This is a genomic window from Bowmanella denitrificans (assembly GCF_039522935.1).
Taxonomy (GTDB): Bacteria; Pseudomonadota; Gammaproteobacteria; order Enterobacterales; family Alteromonadaceae; genus Bowmanella; species Bowmanella denitrificans.
On the sequence record NZ_BAAAEI010000020.1, the window covers coordinates 83,110 to 103,318 of the forward strand.

22 protein-coding genes and 1 other annotated feature are annotated in these 20,209 nt (G+C 50.2%); of the genes, 15 read left to right on the plus strand and 7 right to left on the minus strand.

The window, feature by feature from the left end:
- Window positions 1–42 precede the first annotated feature (42 nt).
- Window positions 43–753: a fatty acid metabolism transcriptional regulator FadR gene (gene fadR, locus ABD028_RS15815; RefSeq protein WP_102796689.1), complete on the minus strand. Its 711-nt coding sequence runs from the start codon at window positions 751–753 to the stop codon at window positions 43–45.
- A gap of 330 nt (window positions 754–1,083) precedes the next feature.
- Between fadR and nhaB the strand changes: the two genes are divergently transcribed.
- On the plus strand, window positions 1,084–2,655 hold the full coding sequence (gene nhaB / locus ABD028_RS15820; RefSeq protein ID WP_343846190.1) for a sodium/proton antiporter NhaB: 1,572 nt from the start codon (window positions 1,084–1,086) through the stop codon (window positions 2,653–2,655).
- Window positions 2,656–2,702: 47 nt separating this feature from the next.
- Window positions 2,703–3,230, plus strand: coding sequence for a disulfide bond formation protein DsbB (gene dsbB, locus ABD028_RS15825; RefSeq protein WP_343846193.1), 528 nt, complete (start codon window positions 2,703–2,705; stop codon window positions 3,228–3,230).
- 16 nt (window positions 3,231–3,246) lie between these two features.
- Here the strand turns inward: dsbB and ABD028_RS15830 are convergent, their stop codons facing one another.
- The gene (locus ABD028_RS15830; RefSeq protein WP_102796686.1) at window positions 3,247–3,513 is read right to left on the minus strand and encodes a hypothetical protein; all 267 of its coding nucleotides are present in this window, start codon (window positions 3,511–3,513) and stop codon (window positions 3,247–3,249) included.
- Between the two features lie 547 nt (window positions 3,514–4,060).
- Window positions 4,061–4,183, plus strand: a sequence feature (His leader region).
- 31 nt (window positions 4,184–4,214) lie between these two features.
- On the opposite strand from ABD028_RS15830, the gene hisG reads away from it, so the two are divergent.
- From hisG to ABD028_RS15890, 12 genes are all read left to right on the plus strand, one after another.
- Complete coding sequence (gene hisG / locus ABD028_RS15835) at window positions 4,215–5,114, plus strand: ATP phosphoribosyltransferase (protein ID WP_102796685.1); 900 nt, start codon at window positions 4,215–4,217, stop codon at window positions 5,112–5,114.
- Between the two features lie 2 nt (window positions 5,115–5,116).
- On the plus strand, window positions 5,117–6,409 hold the full coding sequence (gene hisD, locus ABD028_RS15840; RefSeq protein WP_343846196.1) for a histidinol dehydrogenase: 1,293 nt from the start codon (window positions 5,117–5,119) through the stop codon (window positions 6,407–6,409).
- Window positions 6,406–7,488: a histidinol-phosphate transaminase gene (hisC, locus tag ABD028_RS15845; protein ID WP_343846198.1), complete on the plus strand. Its 1,083-nt coding sequence runs from the start codon at window positions 6,406–6,408 to the stop codon at window positions 7,486–7,488. Before hisD ends, hisC begins: the two co-directional genes overlap by 4 nt.
- Window positions 7,485–8,555 carry a bifunctional histidinol-phosphatase/imidazoleglycerol-phosphate dehydratase HisB gene (gene hisB / locus ABD028_RS15850; RefSeq protein ID WP_343846200.1) on the plus strand — a complete coding sequence of 357 codons (1,071 nt, stop codon included), beginning with the start codon at window positions 7,485–7,487 and terminating at the stop codon, window positions 8,553–8,555. Before hisC ends, hisB begins: the two co-directional genes overlap by 4 nt.
- The gene (gene hisH, locus ABD028_RS15855) at window positions 8,555–9,145 is read left to right on the plus strand and encodes an imidazole glycerol phosphate synthase subunit HisH (protein ID WP_343846202.1); all 591 of its coding nucleotides are present in this window, start codon (window positions 8,555–8,557) and stop codon (window positions 9,143–9,145) included. Before hisB ends, hisH begins: the two co-directional genes overlap by 1 nt.
- A gap of 67 nt (window positions 9,146–9,212) precedes the next feature.
- Window positions 9,213–9,950, plus strand: a complete 738-nt coding sequence (hisA, locus tag ABD028_RS15860) for a 1-(5-phosphoribosyl)-5-[(5-phosphoribosylamino)methylideneamino]imidazole-4-carboxamide isomerase (RefSeq protein ID WP_343846204.1) — start codon at window positions 9,213–9,215, stop codon at window positions 9,948–9,950.
- The gene (gene hisF, locus ABD028_RS15865; protein WP_343846206.1) at window positions 9,950–10,723 is read left to right on the plus strand and encodes an imidazole glycerol phosphate synthase subunit HisF; all 774 of its coding nucleotides are present in this window, start codon (window positions 9,950–9,952) and stop codon (window positions 10,721–10,723) included. Before hisA ends, hisF begins: the two co-directional genes overlap by 1 nt.
- Before the next feature lie 47 nt (window positions 10,724–10,770).
- A complete protein-coding gene (locus ABD028_RS15870; RefSeq protein WP_343846208.1) occupies window positions 10,771–11,118 on the plus strand; it encodes a four helix bundle protein in 348 nt (115 codons plus the stop codon).
- A gap of 91 nt (window positions 11,119–11,209) precedes the next feature.
- Window positions 11,210–11,836, plus strand: a complete 627-nt coding sequence (gene hisIE, locus ABD028_RS15875) for a bifunctional phosphoribosyl-AMP cyclohydrolase/phosphoribosyl-ATP diphosphatase HisIE (RefSeq protein ID WP_343846210.1) — start codon at window positions 11,210–11,212, stop codon at window positions 11,834–11,836.
- 140 nt (window positions 11,837–11,976) lie between these two features.
- Window positions 11,977–12,510, plus strand: a complete 534-nt coding sequence (locus ABD028_RS15880) for a cytochrome b (protein ID WP_102796678.1) — start codon at window positions 11,977–11,979, stop codon at window positions 12,508–12,510.
- Between the two features lie 19 nt (window positions 12,511–12,529).
- Complete coding sequence (locus tag ABD028_RS15885; protein ID WP_102796677.1) at window positions 12,530–13,105, plus strand: YceI family protein; 576 nt, start codon at window positions 12,530–12,532, stop codon at window positions 13,103–13,105.
- Between the two features lie 239 nt (window positions 13,106–13,344).
- Complete coding sequence (locus ABD028_RS15890) at window positions 13,345–13,920, plus strand: 2OG-Fe(II) oxygenase (RefSeq protein WP_343846340.1); 576 nt, start codon at window positions 13,345–13,347, stop codon at window positions 13,918–13,920.
- On the opposite strand, the gene ABD028_RS15895 is transcribed toward ABD028_RS15890, so the two are convergent.
- Window positions 13,921–15,075 (minus strand): 1-acyl-sn-glycerol-3-phosphate acyltransferase, encoded by a 1,155-nt coding sequence (locus ABD028_RS15895; protein ID WP_343846213.1) that lies wholly within the window; start codon window positions 15,073–15,075, stop codon window positions 13,921–13,923.
- 92 nt (window positions 15,076–15,167) lie between these two features.
- Window positions 15,168–15,776: a DUF924 family protein gene (locus ABD028_RS15900; RefSeq protein WP_343846214.1), complete on the minus strand. Its 609-nt coding sequence runs from the start codon at window positions 15,774–15,776 to the stop codon at window positions 15,168–15,170.
- Between the two features lie 194 nt (window positions 15,777–15,970).
- On the opposite strand from ABD028_RS15900, the gene ABD028_RS15905 reads away from it, so the two are divergent.
- A complete protein-coding gene (locus tag ABD028_RS15905) occupies window positions 15,971–16,411 on the plus strand; it encodes an Hsp20 family protein (protein WP_102796675.1) in 441 nt (146 codons plus the stop codon).
- A 104-nt stretch (window positions 16,412–16,515) separates the two neighbouring features.
- Here the strand turns inward: ABD028_RS15905 and ABD028_RS15910 are convergent, their stop codons facing one another.
- The 3 genes from ABD028_RS15910 to htpG all read right to left on the minus strand — a co-directional run bounded on the left by ABD028_RS15910 (window position 16,516) and on the right by htpG (window position 20,121).
- Window positions 16,516–17,292 (minus strand): alpha/beta fold hydrolase, encoded by a 777-nt coding sequence (locus ABD028_RS15910; RefSeq protein ID WP_343846217.1) that lies wholly within the window; start codon window positions 17,290–17,292, stop codon window positions 16,516–16,518.
- Window positions 17,293–17,374: 82 nt separating this feature from the next.
- A complete protein-coding gene (gene adk, locus ABD028_RS15915; protein ID WP_102796673.1) occupies window positions 17,375–18,019 on the minus strand; it encodes an adenylate kinase in 645 nt (214 codons plus the stop codon).
- 179 nt (window positions 18,020–18,198) lie between these two features.
- Entirely contained in the window at window positions 18,199–20,121 is a 1,923-nt protein-coding gene (gene htpG / locus ABD028_RS15920; protein WP_102796672.1) for a molecular chaperone HtpG, read from the minus strand.
- Window positions 20,122–20,209: the final 88 nt, after the last annotated feature.

Sequence of the window (20,209 nt, forward strand, 5' to 3'; positions counted from 1 at the left end):
CAAAAAAAGCGCCTGTTGGCGCTTTTTTTATGTCTAAGACAATCAGTCCACTAAGTCCTGCGGCATATCACCGCGAATTTCATGCCAAATCTTGCCGCTGGCAATCCCGTATTTGCGAATCAGGCCTGGAACCTGCTCATGGGCCCCCGTTTGTGCAAGTTGTAATAACTGTGCGTAGTAATCACGGGCCAGATTACGGGACTTGCTATTAGAGAAATAATAACCGCCAATTCTGGCGTATAAGCCGCGAAAGCCGTTCATCATCAGTACATAAACCCGGTTGCCAGACGCCAGCGCCAGATCATGGTTAATGCGGTAATCATAATCAGCGAAAGCCTGACCGTCTTCAGGCACATCCGAATAGCCTTTAAGGAGTTCAGCAGCCTGCTCCGGCGAGTTTTTAATTGCCCCGCGAATAAATACCGCACTGACACTGGTACGTGCAGCCAATAGATGATCAACAAGCTCTGGAATACCATCCTGGTCCAGACGCGCCAGAGTTTCCAGAATATTCAGACCACAAGTTTCCCAGAAGTTATTCACTTTCGTGGGCTTGCCATGCTGAATAGTTAGCCAACCATCCCGCGCCAACCTCTGCAACACTTCCCGTAAAGTAGTACGGGTCACTCCGATAAGTTCAGATAATTCCCGCTCAGCCGGCAGGATAGTTCCGGGTGGAAATCTGCCGCTCCAAATAGATTCAACAATATATTCTTCGGCAAATCCTGCTGGACTCTGGGACTTATAGATCATGCAAAAGCTCGCTTAATACCGATTAGTTTTTGTTATCAAACTGATTGTACCAGATGTGTATGCTAATTAAACCAAATTACTGCAGAGGCCATGGTGGCGCCAATTCACCTCTTTCGCCATACTGAATATGACAGATTATCCCGCACTCAGAAGGGGTAAACATCAGAATTGGCTTGCTTTTTTCGGCACTTCTCATTAAAACAACAGTAGTCGGTTTCCTCATCGAGAACCCAGCGGCCTACTAACAACTGTGGAGCAGGACGCAGGCAAAGCGCTCCGACTGGCTGGCCGATGGTGATCCACCCCACTACACCGAAAGGACCACTTAGCATGCAACAATCCATGGTCGACGCACTGTTCAGAAATTTTCTCGGTAATGCGCCTGACTGGTATAAAAAAACCATCATCGCATTTTTAATTATCAACCCCTTGCTGTTTCAGCTCAGCCCTTACATGGCAGGGTGGGCGCTGGTACTGGAATTTATCTTCACCCTGGCCATGGCGCTTAAGTGTTACCCCTTGCAACCCGGAGGCTTGTTGGTCATCGAAGCGGTATTTATCGGAATGACCAGCCCGGAGCATATCAAGCATGAGGTGGTGGTAAATATCGAGGTGTTGCTGCTGCTGATTTTTATGGTGGCGGGTATCTACTTTATGAAAGACCTGCTGCTGTTTCTGTTCACCAAGCTACTTATCCGGTTGCGTAGTAAAGTAGCATTGGCTCTGGCTTTTACGTTGTCATCCGCTTTGCTGTCCGCCTTCCTGGATGCCTTAACCGTAATTGCGGTGATTATCAGTGTGGCGACAGGTTTCTATTCCATTTACCACAAAGTGGCTTCCGGTAAAGATTACCATCATGAGCACGACCATACTGCTGATGAGAGTATGCCGGTGCCCAGCCGTGAAGACTTGGAAGGCTTTCGCAGTTTCCTGCGTAACCTGATGATGCATGCTGCCATTGGTACCGCCCTGGGGGGGGTAACCACCATGGTGGGTGAACCGCAAAACCTGATTATTGCCGATAAGGCCGGATGGAACTTTGTCGAGTTTCTGATGCGTATGAGCCCAATTACCCTCCCGGTACTGATTGGCGGCTTGCTTACCACGGTGCTCTTAGAAAAGTTCAAGCTGTTTAGCTACGGTGCACAGTTGCCGGATACAGTACGAACGATATTGTCAGACTATAGCCACTATGTTGACCAGCAACGCACCAAGAAAGACACAGCTAAGCTGTACATCCAGTCTCTGATTGCCGTTTGGTTGGTGGTTGGCCTGGCTTTCCATTTGTCGGCTGTTGGACTCATTGGCCTGTCAGTTATTGTACTGGCCACTGCGTTTTGCGGCGTGGTCGACGAGCACCAGATAGGTAAGGCATTTGAAGAGGCGCTGCCTTTTACTTCACTTTTGTGTGTGTTTTTTGCTGTTGTGGCGGTCATTATCGATCAGGGGTTATTTACACCGGTAATCGAATGGGTTCTGACCTTTGAAGGTAAAACCCAGTTGGTGATGTTTTATTTAGCCAATGGTTTGCTATCCATGGTCAGCGATAATGTGTTTGTGGGTTCTGTGTATATTACTGAGGTAAGTGCTGCACTAAAACATGGTCATATTACCCGTGACCAGTTTGATATGCTGGCCGTAGCCATTAATACCGGCACCAATTTGCCCAGTGTGGCAACGCCTAACGGACAAGCAGCTTTCCTGTTTTTGTTAACGTCAGCCCTCGCGCCATTACTACGACTTTCATACGGTCGAATGGTGTATATGGCCTTGCCTTATACCGTTGTGCTGACCTTGATTGGTCTGGCCGCCACTTACTTCGGCCTGCTGGAAATGACCGATTGGCTATACCATATGGAATGGATTAGTCATCATAGTCCTAGCGAAGTACCGCACGATTAATTTAAATGGCGCCTCTTTCGAGGCGCCTGTTGTAATACGAGATGCCAATGCAATTGTTTTCCCGGATGGCCGAATGGCCCGCTAAACGCTGGCCCTGGGCCTTGTTATTTATTTCCTCTGTGCTGCTTGAGGCCACCGCCTTATACTTCCAATACGGCATGGGCCTTGAGCCTTGTATTATGTGTATTTACCAGCGTAACGCAGTGTTCGGCCTGATGTTCGCCGGTATGGCGGGCATGTTGCTGCATAATTACCCGGTAGGCCGCATGCTATCCTATGCCTTATGGGCAGTTTCTGCTGTTTGGGGACTGTTGATTGCAGTGGAACATGTAGACATTCAAACTGCGGCCAATCCATTTTTTACGGTGTGTGAAATTGTACCCAACTTCCCAAGCTGGCTACCTTTGCACGAATGGATCCCACAAGTATTTGCCGCAACCGGCGACTGCGGCAATATAGACTGGTCACTTCTGGATATGAGCATGCCACAATGGATGATCATTATTTTTGCTGTTTATACAGCGTTGTTGGTCATCAACTTGGTAGCGAGACTGGCGAGGTTCAGAGGTTTTTAATGCGCCACAACCTGAGTCAAATATAAATATCCAAATGACCAGGGGCCGCACGATTTTCACCTTCTACAGGTTTATCTGAGGTCGCTTTAGCGGCCTTTTTCTTTTTACGCTTTTGTTCCTGCTTTTCCCGTTGCTGACGCTCTTCGGCGGTTAAATTCTTCTCATCTTCCTCCAAAGAACGCAACTTGGCCTCTTTACTGACCTGTTCAATACGCTGTTCATCCTGAACGGGGTTTACCTTCCCCTGTTTGGGCAAAATGGGAAACAATAAATCACTCACCATAGACAAGATCCCTTGTTGTATGCCATTCACTACAGCTATCAACGAAAATTAACTGGCTTAATCAGTTCGATATTATATCGTACAAATTTCAACCAACTTTAATCTTGGACAATCTCTCCGCCCATTCATTCCGTATAAAGCCCTAATGCTATTTTGCTTTAGCTAAAAATAGAGCGTGCTGACCTTTTGAGTATGATTTTGCAGCAGTTTGTGGGCCCTTTAAACAAGGCAGCGCGAACGTGGTGTAGTGATTCTACATGAGTGAGTAATAACGCCGTAGAAAGGGCCCACAAGCGCTGCCCGAAGGGTTCAACCCAGCCCCTCCTGCCTCGGTGTTGCCGGCCTTTGACTTAGGCCCACTAGGCCTGCAGCCCGGCGTCGTGACCAGAAGGGGCTGGATTTGAACAAAATCTATACTCAAAAGATCAACACGCTCTAAATATTTCAAAAATTTACTCTTGCGTTTTGCCCCGGCCTTGCAGTAAGTTAATAGCCGCACAGAGATTACACTAACAAACGAAATGATTAAGCAAAGCCTGAAAGCCGTTCACCACCATCACCATACAGCATAACCTTTCAGGTTCGTGCTGGAAGGTTATTGTTACCTTCCAGCGGCATCTCGAACCAGATTTAGATACCCCCGGAAGGAAACTTCCGGGGGTTTTTCGTTTTAGGGCGCGTGAAAAATTAAGGTAGGAATCATGACAGACCGCAACAGACTCAGAATTGCCGTACAAAAGTCCGGCCGCCTCTGCGAAGGCAGCATGGAACTGCTTAAAGCGATTGGCGTAAAACTTTCTATTCGCGACCGTTTGCTTATTGCCCATGCCACCAACCTGCCGATCGATCTGTTGCGTGTGCGTGACGATGATATTCCAGGCCTGGTAATGGATGGCGTCGTCGATCTGGGCTTTATCGGTGAAAATGAGCTGGAAGAGAAAATGCTGGAGCGACAGGCCCAGGGTAAGCAGTTTCAGTATAAGACCCTGGAAAGGCTGGAGTTCGGTGGTTGCCGCTTGTCTCTGGCAGTGCCCAACGAAATGGATTACCAGAACGTACAATCGCTGCAAGGAAAGAAAGTCGCCACCACCTACCCCTTTTTGCTTGAGCGTTTCTTCCGCGAACAGAATGTGGATGCCAACGCTGTGATGTTAAATGGTTCGGTTGAGGTCGCCCCGCGTGCCGGACTGGCCGATGCCATCTGCGACCTGGTCAGTACCGGTGCCACATTGGAAGCTAACGGTCTGGTAGAAAAGGACGTCATTTTCCGATCCAAGGCCGTGCTGATTCAGCGCGGCGGCGATATGCCCGCCAGTAAGCAGCAACTTATCGACAAATTGCTGACCCGTATCAATGGCGTGATGCAGGCGCGGGAGAGTAAATACATTATGCTGCATGCGCCTAAAGATAAAATTGAGCAGGTAAAACAGCTGCTACCCGGTGCAGAAAACCCTACGCTGCTACCACTGGCTGGTAATGAAACCAGTGTCGCCGTGCACGTAGTCAGCACCGAAACCCTGTTTTGGGAAACCATGGAAAAACTCAAGGCCCTGGGTTGCAGCAGTATTCTGGTGCTCCCTATCGAAAAAATGTTGGGTTAAGCATGCAAGACTGGAATCAATTAACCCTGCAGCAGCAAGCACAGTTATTATCCCGCCCGGCACTGGCCGATAATCAACGCCTCAGCCAGGCGGTGGCGGATATTATCAAGCAGGTTGCCGATGAGGCCGATGAGGCATTATTCAGCCTGGCTAAGCGCTTTGATGGGGTAGAACTCACCGAGCTACGGTTATCCAATGTCGCTGTCGAGCAGGCCATCGCTACACTCAGCCATGAACGTAAAGCCGCCATTGAACTTGCTTATCAGAACATACGTAAGTTCCATGCAGCGCAGCGCCCTCAGGATGTCAGGGTACAAACCAGCCCCGGCGTCATCTGCGAGCTTAAACACCAGCCCATCGCTGCGGTGGGCCTTTACATACCAGGCGGTACAGCGCCCCTGCCCTCTACGGTATTAATGCTGGGCGTAACTGCCCAGGTAGCCGGTTGTCCGCGTAAAGTGCTGTGCAGCCCGCCGAACAAGCAAGGTTCGCTGGCCGCTGAAATACTGTATGCCGCCACTCTTTGTGAAATAGACGAAATTTATCTGTGCGGCGGCGCCCAGGCCATTGCCGCCATGGCCCTGGGCACGCCAAGCATTGCCAAGGTAGATAAGATCTTTGGTCCGGGCAACAGCTATGTCACCGAGGCTAAACAGCAGGTCAGTCGAATTCCAGGCGGTCCTGCCATCGATATGCCAGCGGGGCCTTCTGAAGTGCTGGTTATCGCCGACGAGTTTGCCAATCCGGCTTTTGTTGCCTCTGACCTGCTCTCTCAGGCCGAACACGGGGTTGACTCACAAGCGGTGCTGGTGAGTGATTCAGAACCGCTAATCTGCGCAGTAAAACAAGCCGTTGAGCAGCAACTTAGTCGCTTAGGGCGGGCCGAGATTGCCCGGCAAAGTATGCAGCACGGCCGCTACATCCTAACCCGGAATATGGCCGAGGCGGTTGAAGTATCAAATCAATACGGCCCCGAGCATTTAATTCTGCAGATGGACAATCCACGCAGTTGGCTGGACAAACTCACCAATGCCGGCTCCATTTTTGTTGGCCCCTGGTCGCCAGAATCGGCCGGCGATTATGCCAGCGGCACAAACCATGTGTTGCCGACTTATGGTTATGCCAGAAATACCTCAAGCCTGGGCCTGCTGGATTTTCTGCGCCGCTATACCGTTCAGGAACTAAGCCAGGAAGGCCTCAAGCAGATTGGTCCAGCCATTATGTGTATGGCCGATGCCGAAGGACTGGATGCGCACAAACAAGCCGTAGCCCTTAGATTGGATGCTTTAAAATGACCGATAGCCTGATTGACGCTTTACAAGCCAAACACCTTAGAGATCTAAAGCCTTATGAGTCGGCACGCCGCTTATTCTCAGGCGGACAAGACTGGTTAAATGCCAATGAATCGCCCTTTGTCGGCGAGTACAGCTTGGACAGTCGCAAACTAAACCGCTATCCGGACTGCCAGCCTAAAGCCGTTATACAGGCCTATGCCGCATACGCTGGTGTCACACGCGAGCAGGTACTGGTCAGTCGCGGTGCCGATGAAGGTATCGAACTCTTAATTCGGGCCTTCTGTGATGCCGGGCAGGACAGTATTCTTATCTGTCCACCCACTTATGGCATGTATGCCATCAGCGCCGAGACCTTTAACGTTAAGGTAAATAAAGCCCCGCTTAATGCGGATTTCAGCCTCAACCTTGATGCCATGGCCGAATTTGTCGGTAAGGTCAAAATAGTATTTATCTGTTCGCCGAATAATCCTACAGGTACACAGGTGGCGCCTGAACAAATCGAGCAGGCGCTGGCGCTTTTTGCCGGTTCTGCCCTGGTCGCGGTAGACGAAGCCTACATTGAGTTCGCGCAAGGCCAGGGCTGGGCTGGGCAGTTAGCCAATTACCCGAATCTGGTAGTACTGCGCACCTTATCCAAGGCCTTTGGTCTGGCGGGCATTCGCTGCGGCTTTACCCTGGCCTCCCCGGCGATTATTCAGGTGCTACTTAAAGCCATCGCCCCCTATCCTTTGGCTGAGCCTGTCGCCCAGATTGCCGCCCAGGCCCTGTCAGCACAAGGACTGGCATGGATGCAGGAGAAAGTCGAAGTCCTGAATGTGCTAAGACAACGGCTGCAAGATCAGTTGCAGACGCTGGGCGACTTTGTCCAGGTTGGCGACTGCCAGGCCAACTTTATTTTACTGCGCAGCCAATATAAACAAGGGCTGATGGATGATCTGGTCGCTCAGGGTATTTTGATCCGTGACCAGTCCAAGCAGTTGGGGCTCGAAAATTGCCTGCGTATCAGTATCGGCACAGAAGAACAAAATCAGCGGCTCGTGGCCGCCATGCAACGCTTTTTTGAGGAGAAGGCCAGATGAGCCAGCAAGCTATTTTATTTATCGATCGCGACGGTACGCTGGTAGAAGAACCGGCCATTGATAAACAGTTAGACAGTCTGGAAAAACTGGTGTTTGAACCTATGGTGATTCCAGTGTTAACCCGTCTGCAGCAAGCAGGATTTAAGCTGGTGATCGTCAGTAACCAGGACGGCCTTGGCACCGATAGTTTCCCGCAGGCGGACTTTGATGCGCCGCACAATAAAATGATGGAACTGTTCGCCAGTCAGGGAGTGACCTTTGACGACGTGTTAATTTGCCCGCACTTTGATGCAGACAATTGCAGTTGCCGCAAACCTAAGCTGGGGCTGGTTAAAGACTATTTGCAACAAGGCAAAATCGATTTTACCCGTTCCTATGTGATTGGTGATCGCCCCACCGATATCCAACTGGCAGACAATATGGGAATTGTCGGTATTCGCTATGACAGGCAGGACAACAACTGGCTGGCCATTGAGAAACAATTAAAAGGTCAGGGCCGCATCGCCGAGGTTATTCGTACCACCTCGGAAACCCATATCCGTATTAAGGTGGACCTGGACAATCAGGCCAAATCGCAAATTAGCACTGGCCTTGGCTTTTTTGACCATATGCTGGATCAAATTGCCACCCACGGCGGCTTTACCATGCAGGTTGAGGTAAAGGGCGATCTGCACATTGACGACCACCACTCAGTGGAAGACACCGCCTTAGCTCTGGGTGATGCGCTGCGTAAAGCACTAGGTGATAAACGCGGTATAGGTCGCTTTGGCTTTGCCCTGCCGATGGATGAATGCCGCGCCGAGTGTGTGTTAGATATTTCGGCCCGCCCTTATTTAAAGTTCGATGCTGAGTTTAGCCAGGAACGGGTTGGTGAAATGTCGACCCAGATGGTATCGCACTTTTTCCGCTCCTTGGCTGACTCCATGGGGGTCTCCCTGCACTTGTCTACCACCGAAGGCAATGCCCACCATCAGGTAGAAAGTCTGTTTAAGGTATTCGGCCGGGCCTTGCGTCAGGCCATCACTAAACAAGGTGATGTACTGCCGAGCAGCAAGGGGGCGCTCTAGTGGAACTGGTGATTGTAGATACCGGCTGCGCCAATATTGCCTCGGTACGCTTTGCTGTTGAACGCCTGGGGTGTCCGGTGACGGTCTCAGATGACCCCGAGGTTATCAAAAGTGCCGACAAGGTCATTCTACCCGGCGTTGGCTCTGCACCGGCTGCCATGCAAAAAATTGAAGCCAAGGGACTGATCACTGTGGTCAGAGAGCTTACCCAGCCAACTCTGGGCATTTGCCTGGGCATGCAGCTAATGACCCGCCAGTCTGAAGAGGGTCATGTGGCTTGCCTTGGCATGATTGCCAGTGAGGTTAAACGCATGCAGGTCGGCAACCTGCGTTTACCTCATATGGGTTGGAATACCATCACAGCCAATCCAGACAGCCCGCTATTTGATGGCATTGCGGATGGCAGCTATTTCTATTTTGTGCACAGTTTTGCCGTGTCGGTAGGTGATTATACCCTGGCGCGCTGCGAATACGGCATGCCATTTAGTGCCAGTATCGGCCAGGGCAATTTTATGGGTGTGCAATTTCACCCTGAGCGCTCCGGCGAGGCAGGCAGCCGATTGCTACACAATTTCATCAGCCAGTGCTGATCCAGACTCGACCGCAGGCACAGCCGCTGGTCAATCGGGCTTTGGCCCGAACAAAGCGAGAGAAAACATGATAATTCCAGCCATAGACCTGATTGATGGTGAAGTGGTGCGCCTTTATCAGGGCGATTACCAACAAAAAACCCGTTACACCCAAAAACCACTGGATGTAGCTAAAGCCTATGCCAGCGCTGGCGCGAGTTGGCTGCATATTGTTGATCTGACCGGCGCCAAAGACCCGGCCAAACGCCAACTTGGCCTTATCCGCGAATTGGCTGACAGCAAACTAATGAAGTTTCAGGCCGGCGGCGGTATTCGCAGCGAACAAGATGTGAAGGACTTGCTCAGTACCGGAATTGAGCGCGTGGTAATTGGCTCACTGGCGGCCAAACAGCCAGAACTGGTCAAGGGCTGGCTGCGTGAATACGGTAGCGATGCCATAGTGTTGGCCCTGGACATCAATATTGATACCCAGGGCAAGAAGTGCATTGCCACGCACGGCTGGCAACAGGACAGCGGTGTGGAGCTGGCCCCCTTGCTGGATGGTTTTTTAGAGGCCGGTGCCAAACACGTACTTTGTACCGATATTGCCTGCGACGGCACTCTGCAAGGCCCCAATCAGGCCTTGTATCTGGAAATGAAAGCCGCCTTCCCGCAAATTATCTGGCAGGCATCCGGCGGGATAGGCAACCTTGAGCATATTCAGGCACTCAAAGGCACCCAGGTCGACTCAGTGATCTTGGGCCGCGCCCTGCTGGAAGGCAAATTTGAACTGGCTGAAGCCATTGCACTATGGGAGCAAAACTGATGCTGGCCAGACGTATTATCCCCTGCCTGGATGTAAAAGACGGTAAAGTGGTAAAAGGCGTGCAGTTTCGCAACCATGAAATTGTCGGTGATATTGTACCGCTGGCTGAGCAATATGCATTAGCTGGCGCTGACGAATTGGTGTTTTACGATATCACCGCCTCAAGTGATGCACGGGTGGTGGACAAAAGCTGGGTAAGCCGGATTGCCGAAGTCATTAATATCCCATTTTGTGTGGCTGGCGGGATTAAATCGGTAGAAGACGCCGGCAAGGTACTGGAAATGGGTGCCGATAAGGTTTCCATCAACTCTCCGGCCCTAGCCGATCCCAGTCTTATCACAAAGCTGCATGACCAATTTGGCCAGCAATGCGTGGTTATTGGTATCGACAGTTATTTTGATCAGTCCTCCAATACTTACCAGGTCAAGCAGTTTACCGGTGATGAAAAACGTACTCTGACCACCGGCTGGCAAACTGCAGACTGGGTAAAGGAAGTGCAGCAGCGCGGCGCCGGTGAAATTGTACTCAACTGCATGAATCAGGACGGGGTGCGTCAGGGCTATGACATTGCCCAGTTAGCCGCGATTCGTGCCAGTTGCCAAGTGCCGCTGATCGCCTCAGGCGGCGCGGGAAGCATGGAGCACTTTAAGGCGGTGTTTGAACAGGCAGATGTGGACGGTGCGCTGGCCGCCTCGGTTTTTCACAAAGGCATTATCGCTATTCCCGCATTAAAACAGTATCTACGTGATCAACAAATCCCTATGAGGAGTTAGTAGCGAGCTTCGAGCTTCGAGCTGCGGGCAAACGAGAGTGAGTATCTATGACATACGAGAAACTAGAAGTTTGGCAACGCAGTTTTAAGCTAACAGTCTGTGTTTTTAAGCAGTTTAGCTCTCTGAAGGATTATGGTTTTAGAGACCAAATCACTCGGAGTGCTCTCTCTATTCCCAGTAATATTGCCGAAGGATGGGAAAGAGTCACTGACAAAGAAAAAGTTCGGTTTTTATCCTTTGCCAAAGGCTCTTGTGGCGAGTTAAAAACCCAGTTACTGATAGCCACAGAAATTGGATATATTGATTCAGAGATAGTCCACACAATGTCTGCAGAAACCGAACAAATAGCAAAAATGCTCGGCGCATTAATGAATAAACTAGCTCGTAGCTCGTAGCTCGTAGCTCGTAGCTCGTAGCTCGTAGCTCGTAGCTCGTAGCTCGTAGCTCGTAGCTCGTAGCTCGTAGCTTAATAATGATGAGACAATTATGATTATCAACCAAGACAATATTGATACTCTGGCCTGGGACAAAATGGCAGGCATGTTGCCGGTCGTAGTGCAGCATGCCATCTCGGGTAAAATTCAGATGCAGGGCTATATGGACCGTGCTGCCTTGCAAAAAAGTCTGGATACCGGTCACGTGACCTTTTTCAGCCGCTCCAAACAACGATTGTGGACCAAGGGTGAAAGCTCAGGCCATACCCTGGATTTGGTGGAATTGAGCTGTGATTGCGATCAGGATGCCCTGATTGCGCTGGCCTTACCAAACGGCCCAACCTGCCATACCGGCGACCCAAGCTGTTGGCATCAGGGTGCCACCGCCAGCCTGACCTTTGTCGCAGAGTTGGAACAACTGATAGCAGCCCGTAAGACAGCTGCGCCAGACAGCAGCTACACTGCCAGCCTGTACGCCAAAGGTATCAAGAGAATCGCCCAGAAGGTAGGCGAAGAAGGGGTTGAGACGGCGCTGGCCGCCACGGTGGGGGATTTGGATGAGCTAAAAAACGAAAGCGCCGATCTCCTCTACCATCTGCTGGTTTTACTGCAAGCCAGTAACCTGTCATTACATGACGTGATTCAGGTATTGCAAAGCAGGCACCAGAAGCCGGAATAACTCCGGCTTCATTCAACACTTCCCCCCGGCTTAACACTTCGATTTTTTCGATATAATCTCTCGATATTCAGGCATATTAATTTTTATATATTAGCTATAAGCTAGCCGGACTGTTCGCTGCTTCGTAGCAAGGAGAGAGTATGCAAGAATCGGCAACCCGTTGGGGTTGGACAACTGTGCTGCTGCATTGGGGCAGCGCCATCGCCATTTTAGGCCTGTTTGGTTTAGGTATCTGGATGGTGGACCTGGATTACTACAGCCAGTGGTATCGGGATGCTCCGCATATTCACAAAAGTATTGGCATATTACTGGCCATGCTGACAGTATTCCGCCTGCTTTGGCGAGTCAGCCATAAAAGGCCTGCTGCCATAGGCAAAAGCTGGGAGATAAGGTTGTCACACCTTACTCATGGCGTGCTGTATGTACTGCTGCTGGCCATTTTTACCAGTGGCTATCTGATTTCCACCGCCGACGGACGTGCAATTGATGTATTTAACTGGTTCGCCGTCCCCGGTTTTGGTGAGTGGATCACCAACCAGGAAGATATTGCCGGTGAAATTCATGAGTGGCTGGCCTGGCTATTGATCGGGCTTGTCACCCTGCATGCTGTTGCTGCTGTTAAGCACCATGTAATAGACAAAGACAAAACCTTAACCCGAATGCTTAAACCTTGAAAATAAGGAGATTATAGATATGAAGAAACACTTAGTTGCCGCCAGTTTGCTGGCATTGATGGGCGCTGCACCACTGGCTCAGGCTGCTGACTATACCATTGACACGAAAGGCGCTCACGCCTCTGTCAATTTCAAGGTCAAGCATATTGGTGTTTCCTGGCTGACTGGCCGTTTCAACAAGTTTGATGGTCAATTCAGCTATGACGCTGACAAACCTGAAGCCTCCAGTATCCAAGTGAATATTGACACCACCAGCGTTGATTCCAACCATGCAGAGCGTGACAAGCACATTCGCAGTGGCGACTTTCTGGATGTCGGTCAGTATCCCACCGCTAAATTTGTCAGCACTAAAGTGGTAAAAGACGATGACAACGAACTGAATATTCACGGTGAGCTGACCCTGCACGGCGTAACCAAACCCGTGGTGATTGAAGTCGAGAAAGTCGGTGAAGGCAAAGATCCCTGGGGCGGCTACCGCGTCGGTTTTGAAGGTAGCACTACCATCAGCATGCGTGAATTTGGTATTCAGCATAAACTTGGCGACCTGGCCGATACGGTAGAACTTGAGCTGCATGTGGAAGGCATTCGCAAATAATCAACTCGTAGCTCGTAGCTCGTAGCTCGTAGCTCGTAGCTCGTAGCTTAAGGCAGACCCTGGTCTGCCTTTTCTTGTTCTTGTGCATAAAAACAGATGACAAGAACACAAAAACGGAGTAAAAAGCGCCAGTTTTTGTTTGCGTCGAGACCCCCTTGAGCGCCCTAATCCAACCTCAGTCTGAACTCAGCTCACATAGCCTGGACAACCTCGCCGATAACCTGGCTGACAAAGGCTTTATGGTGATACCTGATCTGCTGCCAATGGGCATCGCAGAGGCCTTGTTATTGGAGGTGACGGAATACAACAGCCAGCAGTTTCAGCAGGCTGGCATTGGCCGGGAACAGCAGCAACAACAAAACCAATTTGTACGCACCGATGAAATTCGCTGGCTAAACGGTCAAAGTAATGCCCAGCAGGCTTTTTTAGCGACTATGGAGCAATTACGGCTGGGATTGAATCGACGGTTGTTTATGGGGCTGTTCGATTACGAATGCCACTTTGCGCATTACGGGCCCGGAAACTTCTATAAAAAGCACCTTGATGCCTTTAAAGGTCGCACCAACCGCATCCTCAGTACAGTGTTATATCTGAATCCGGGGTGGACCAGTGAGGATGGTGGCGAATTACTGATGTATGAGAAACGCAGTAAAGAAGCCTTCTTAAAAATCACCCCGTTGTTTGGCCAGATGGTGGTGTTTCTCAGCGAGCGTTTTCCCCATGAGGTGTTAGCCGCAAAGCGTGACCGCTACAGCATCGCAGGCTGGTTCAGGGTTAATACCAGTATAGGCGGCGCCATCGATCCGGCCCGCTAGCTATTCGGGTAAAGATGGACTTCTTGGCAAAAGAGGCGCGGCGTACATTGCCAGCACCCGCTGACGAACATCATCCGGCACGGAATTCAGGCGCTGTTCAAATCTATTCCGCTCCTGTTCCAGCATATTGCGACTGACTCCGTTATCTATGGCACAGGGCTGCATACCCAATTTTTCAGCCGCCAGTCGGGTGGTGATCATATCAGGGTAAAGAGTATGAATTTGCCTGTCGATTTCGTCGGCAACCTGCCTGGCTGACGCAAAGGCATCACCTTGGATGACCTGCCCAAAACACAACACGACTTTGCCTTTATAGCCTGTAATACCGCGGGATATGCTGGCTACATCTTCATGGTCCTGTTTTTCATACTGACCTGTGAGGGCCTGCTGATGCAGTTCATTGGCTTTGGCCAGATCGCAGGGATCATATTCATAGCCAATGGCCACAGGCACAATGCGAAGCTGTGCAAGATAAGCAGCAAAATCTTGTTCTTTGGGTTTATTCAGCATCAGCATGGATACAATCGCCGGATTGGTCTTGTCCACACCATCCTTGGCACGCCCTTCCCGCTGTGCTATCCAGATATGGGCATTTTCTGCTACCAGGGAATGATAAATATAGGCAGAAAGCTCTTTACTGACCTGCAGCTTTTCTTTTTTGCTGCTGGCTGAACGTTTCACAATAAAGCTTTTGTTCAGGCGCATTAAATCAGACACCCAGGATTTAGTCAGCAGGTTATCGCCAATGGCAATGCGCACGGTATCCTGCCCCTTAAGGTGTAAGGCCCAGCTCACAAAAGCCGGGTCCAGAGCGATATCGCGGTGATTGGAAATAAACAAACAGGGCTGGCTGAGATCTAACTGTTCCAGTCCCTTAACCGTCAACCCTGCGGTGCTGGTTTCAATCATATGTTGAATAAAAGGCTCCAACTGACGCTGAAAGTCGCGTACCGTGCGGATGCCAGCCACTCGCCGCTTAAGGTGGAAACTCAGGCCCCAGGCCAATGGACGACGCAGCCATTTAGGACAATTGGCAAAGCGAAAGCGTACCAGAGCGTCACGCAGCTCTGGCTCCTTCAGCAAGCGCTGCAATACAACCTGGACTTCGTTATCCTGATAAGGACGGATATGGGCAAAGGTATCCATAAACAGCATTTTCAACCAATACGAAAGCGCGCCAATTTACCCTTAGTCAGGCTGAAGCTCAATCTTTGTGGTTGTAAATAATTGCAACAGCGCAGCCCCGCTTACTGACCAAAGCGCTTGCCCCCTGACGACAGATAATGTTTTTCCTGTTCAGTACTGTTTCTGCCCAAAATCTCATTGCGATGAGGAAAACGGCCAAACCGGGCAATAATATCTCTGTGCTCCACGGCATATTTGAGCGCATTTTGGGCGATGTTATGCTGCTGTCCCCGTGGATATTGCTGAGCAAGGGCGGTAAATTTATTCACCACGTCCTGCTGACAATTCAGATCTTCGGCATGCTCCAGTGGATGGTAAAAAAACAGCCTTTCGACCAGGCTCAAGGCGACATCCTGTCCCAGAGCGATACCTTCTTGGCAAAGGCATAGCGCCTTGTCATCATAAGCAAAGGCCTGCGCCTGACCGCGATAAATATTGCGACTGAACTGGTCAAATAGCAGGATCATCGCCAGCCTTCCCCGCGGCATTTCCAGCCAGTGGTTAAGCTCATCCCGCGCCGCCATCTCCAGCGCCTGAGAAAAACGCTGACGAATCTGATTATCCACGGCTTCGCCTCCGGCATACCAGATGCTTTCCCGCCCCGGCTCAGCCAACTCATTCACTATTTGACCAAACCAGAATTCGTTCACTTGTTCCGCGCTTATCGCCATTCGCCCTCCCTTTCATAAAAATAAAATCATTTAATATCTTATGGTTACAAAATTTTCTAATATTTTTAAAGATAAAACATTGAAAGAAAACTGTACGACCCTACATAGAAGTTGTCGACGCCAAACGGGTTGACAATCACGCCGCCGATTAACGGGGCAACATTAAACCATATTGCTTAATTGAGGATATGACTATGCGTAATATCGATCTGTCTCCACTTTATCGTTCTTTCATCGGTTTTGATCACCTGGCATCTCTGATAGATGCAGCCAGCCGCAACGAAAAACAGCCATCTTATCCGCCTTACAATATCGAATTGCTGGGCGAAGACAAATACCGTATCACCATGGCCGTTGCAGGATTTGAGGAATCAGAACTGGAAATCCAGGTAGTAGAAAACACCTTGCATGTGACGGGTAATAAACCGGGCAAGGAAGAAGAGCGAAACTTCCTGCACAAGGGCATTTCCGAACGTAACTTTGAACGCAAGTTCCAGCTTGGCGACCACGTCAAGGTGCTGGGCGCTGACCTGAAAAACGGCTTGCTGCATATCGAGCTGGAAAGGGTTATCCCTGAAGCGAAAAAGCCCCGTAAGATTGAAATAGGTAACAGCCTGTTGGAAAACAAAGCCTAACTTTCATTCTCCCTGGATATAAGCGGCCCGCGTGGCCGCTTTTTTGTGCAGGGATGGACGTTTTGCTGACATTGAAAGAATGATCCATCAGCGATGCGCCACACCTATTGCAACTGACTAGCTAAAAATGCATGTAAATGTATATTCACTTCTGCACTATGACTGATTGGGGCCATATGCCCACCGCTGACTTGCTGATAGGTCAGATGGGGCAATGCGCCGCGTAAGCTTTGCGCCACGGCTTTGGCTGAATCACGGGTATCGCGTCCGCTTAACAGCAGTACGGGGCAGCAAATTTTCGCATAGTCATTTAATCCATACGGCTCACCCATCAGGCCAACAAAATCCAGCCGCACTTTCTCCACCTGCATGCTAAAGCCTTGCTGGACCTGCTGTGGCATCGCACTAAAATAGCCACTGCCGTTCCAGTAATTGACAAAGCGGGCGGCAGCCCGCTCGGCACTGAGTTGGCTCACTTCGTTACCCAGCGCCTGCACTTCTAAAAAGCCAGGATGTTGCTTATCCAGCAAATGAAAGGCGACTGGCTCAAACACTGCCAGAGACATGACCATCTGTTTCAGTTCGTAGGCCAGTTTAAGCGCAATGGCACCGCCAAAAGAATGTCCGACTAAGTGAAAGCGTGTTATACCAAGTTCATGCAAGTGCTGCCGGATGCGTTCGCTTTCAGTGGCAAGACTAAACGCCCCGGTTTGACTGACTTTTGGAGCCTGCCCATAGCCCAATAAATCAATATTCAGTATATAGAAGTCTTGTTCGAGCTGGCCTGCCAGCTCACGCCATTGCCTGGCACTGCTCATGGAGCTATGCAATAGCACCACCGCAGGTCCTTGTGGGTTACCACTGATATAAACACCTTGCATAATCAACTACTCAACGGCTTAACGGGTTCTAAACAGACAGAAAAAAAGGAGCTTACGCTCCTTTTTTAAAATCTTAACGCGTTCAGGCTAATAGCTCTGCCAGTTCGCGACTTACGGCATCCACAGCTTTGGTGCCGTCAACTTTGTGATACGCGCAGTTACCAGACTGGGCTTCATTACGATAGTAATCTACCAGAGGCTTAGTCTGCTCATGGTAAACCCCGAGGCGCTTACGTACAGTCTCTTCCTGATCGTCAGCCCGAATAACCAGGTCTTCACCGCTGACATCGTCCTTACCTTCTACCTTGGGCGGATTATAGGTCACGTGATAAACACGACCAGAAGCGGGGTGTACACGGCGTCCGCTCATACGCTCAACAATAATGTCGTCGGCCACGTCAAATTCGATAACATGGTCCACCACCACCCCGTTTTCCTTCATGGCATCTGCCTGAGGAATAGTACGGGGGAATCCGTCCAGCAAAAAGCCGTTCTGACAATCTGGCTGAGCAATACGCTCTTTGACCAGACCGATAATGATCTCATCGGACACCAGTTTGCCTTCGTCCATGACTTTCTTGGCGGCCAATCCCAGTTCAGTACCTGCACTGATGGCGGCTCTTAGCATATCGCCGGTGGAGATTTGCGGGATCCCGAATTTACCCATCAAAAACTGGGCTTGGGTGCCCTTCCCTGCTCCGGGAGCGCCAAGCAAAATAATGCGCATACCTGGTCCTCTATCTGGTCTGTGACAATTGGATGAATGAGCCACGAACTTTACACATTAAGCCCTGGCGATACAAGCCGAAAACCGCCGAAATTAGCCGTTGTCAGACCATAGTGTTAGCGGTTTTGAACAAACAACAACGGGCCTGCCGGCCCGTTGTTGTTGGATTAGCTGAAAACTTACTTAACCAGTTCCATTAACAGCTTGTTAAGGCGATTCACATAAGCAGCCGGATCCTTAAGGCTGCCCTGTTCAGTCAGTGCAGCCTGGTCAAACAAGACCTCGGTCAACTGCGCAAACTTCACTTCATCCTGCATGTCTGCCAGGGTTTTCACCAGACCATGTTCGGGGTTCAGTTCAAAATGATACGTCATTTCCGGCACGGTCTGACCAGCCGCCTGCATTAACTTCAGCATTTGTGTGCTCATACCGAATTCATCGGCCACCACACAAGCAGGCGAGTCGGTCAGTCGGTGACTGAGTTTTACTTCTTTAACCCGCTCACCCAGTACGTTCTTAACCCGCTCGGTCAGGCCTTCAACCTGCTTCTCGGCTTCTTCCTGGGCTTTCTTGCTGTCTTCATCTTCCAGTTCACCCAGATCCAACTGGCCTTTGGTGATGGACTGGAAAGACTTGTCTTTGTATTCGCTCAGATGCGACATCAACCACTCATCGATACGATCAGACATCAACAGAACTTCAATGCCCTTCTTACGGAAAATTTCCAAATGCGGGCTGGACTTGGCAGCCTGGTGGCTATCGGCGGTGATGTAGTAAATTTTATCCTGACCTTCCTTCATGCGCTCAAGATATTCATCCAGAGACACTGACTGGGCTCCATTGTCCTCGTGGGTGGAGGTAAAGCGTAGCAAGCCAGCTATTTTTTCCTTATTGCTGTAATCTTCGGCCGGGCCTTCTTTCAGGACATTGCCGAATTCATTCCAGAAGCTCTGATATTTTTCCTTATCATTGGATGCCAGGCGCTCCAGCATCTGCAACACTTTCTTGGTACAGCCCTGGCGCATCGCCTGGGTAATCTTATTGTCCTGCAGTATTTCCCTGGACACATTTAATGGCAGATCGTTGGAATCCAGCACGCCTTTAACAAAACGCAGGTAGACCGGCATAAACTGCTCGGCATCGTCCATGATAAAAACACGCTGTACATAGAGTTTCAGACCATGCTTCTGCTCACGGTTCCACAGATCAAATGGCGCTTTAGTGGGCACATACAGCAGGCTGGTATACTCGGTTTTACCTTCTACTTTGTTGTGCGACCACAGCAAAGGATCGCCAAAATCGTGGGAAATATGCTTATAGAACTCCTGATATTCCTCATCACTGACTTCGGATTTGTCGCGAGTCCATAAAGCTGTCGCCTTATTGATGGTTTCCCAATGCCCAGGTACGGCCGGGGTTTTCTCACCGTCTGCACCATCCTGTTCGGGCACTTCCTCTTTATACATCTGCACCGCGACACTAATATGGTCAGAGTATTTGCCAATAATGGAGCGCAGGCGCCAGTCATCCAGGAATTCTTTCTCGTCATCCTTCAGATGCAGAATCACATCGGTACCACGACCGGCCTTTTCAATATCAGCCACGGTAAAGTCACCTTCCCCGGCGCTTTCCCATTCAACACCGCGAGATGCATCCTGACCAGCAGCACGGGTGCGTACCGTGACTTTATCGGCAACAATAAAGGCGGAATAGAAACCAACCCCAAATTGGCCAATCAGTTGCGAATCTCTGGCCTGATCTCCAGACAACTTACTGAAAAACTCAGCGGTGCCTGACTTGGCAATAGTGCCCAGATGCTCAATCACTTCATCACGGCTCATACCAATGCCGTTATCGGAAATGGTCAGGGTACCGGCTTCTTTATCCACAATCAGGCGAACCCGAAGTTCCCCGTCATTTTCATACAACTTGTCATCTGACAGGGCACGAAAGCGCAGTTTGTCAGCCGCATCAGCTGCGTTTGACACCAGCTCGCGCAGAAAGATCTCTTTATTGGAATAAAGGGAGTGGATCATCAACTGAAGCAGTTTTTTTACTTCAGTTTGAAAGCCATGGGTTTCTTTATGGGCTGCTTCTGCCATAAACGGACATCTCCTGGTTCTGTGATCGTTGCAGGCCCTTTAGAAGGGCCGTGGTTTCAATTAAGTCGAACTAGAAGATAGGGACGGA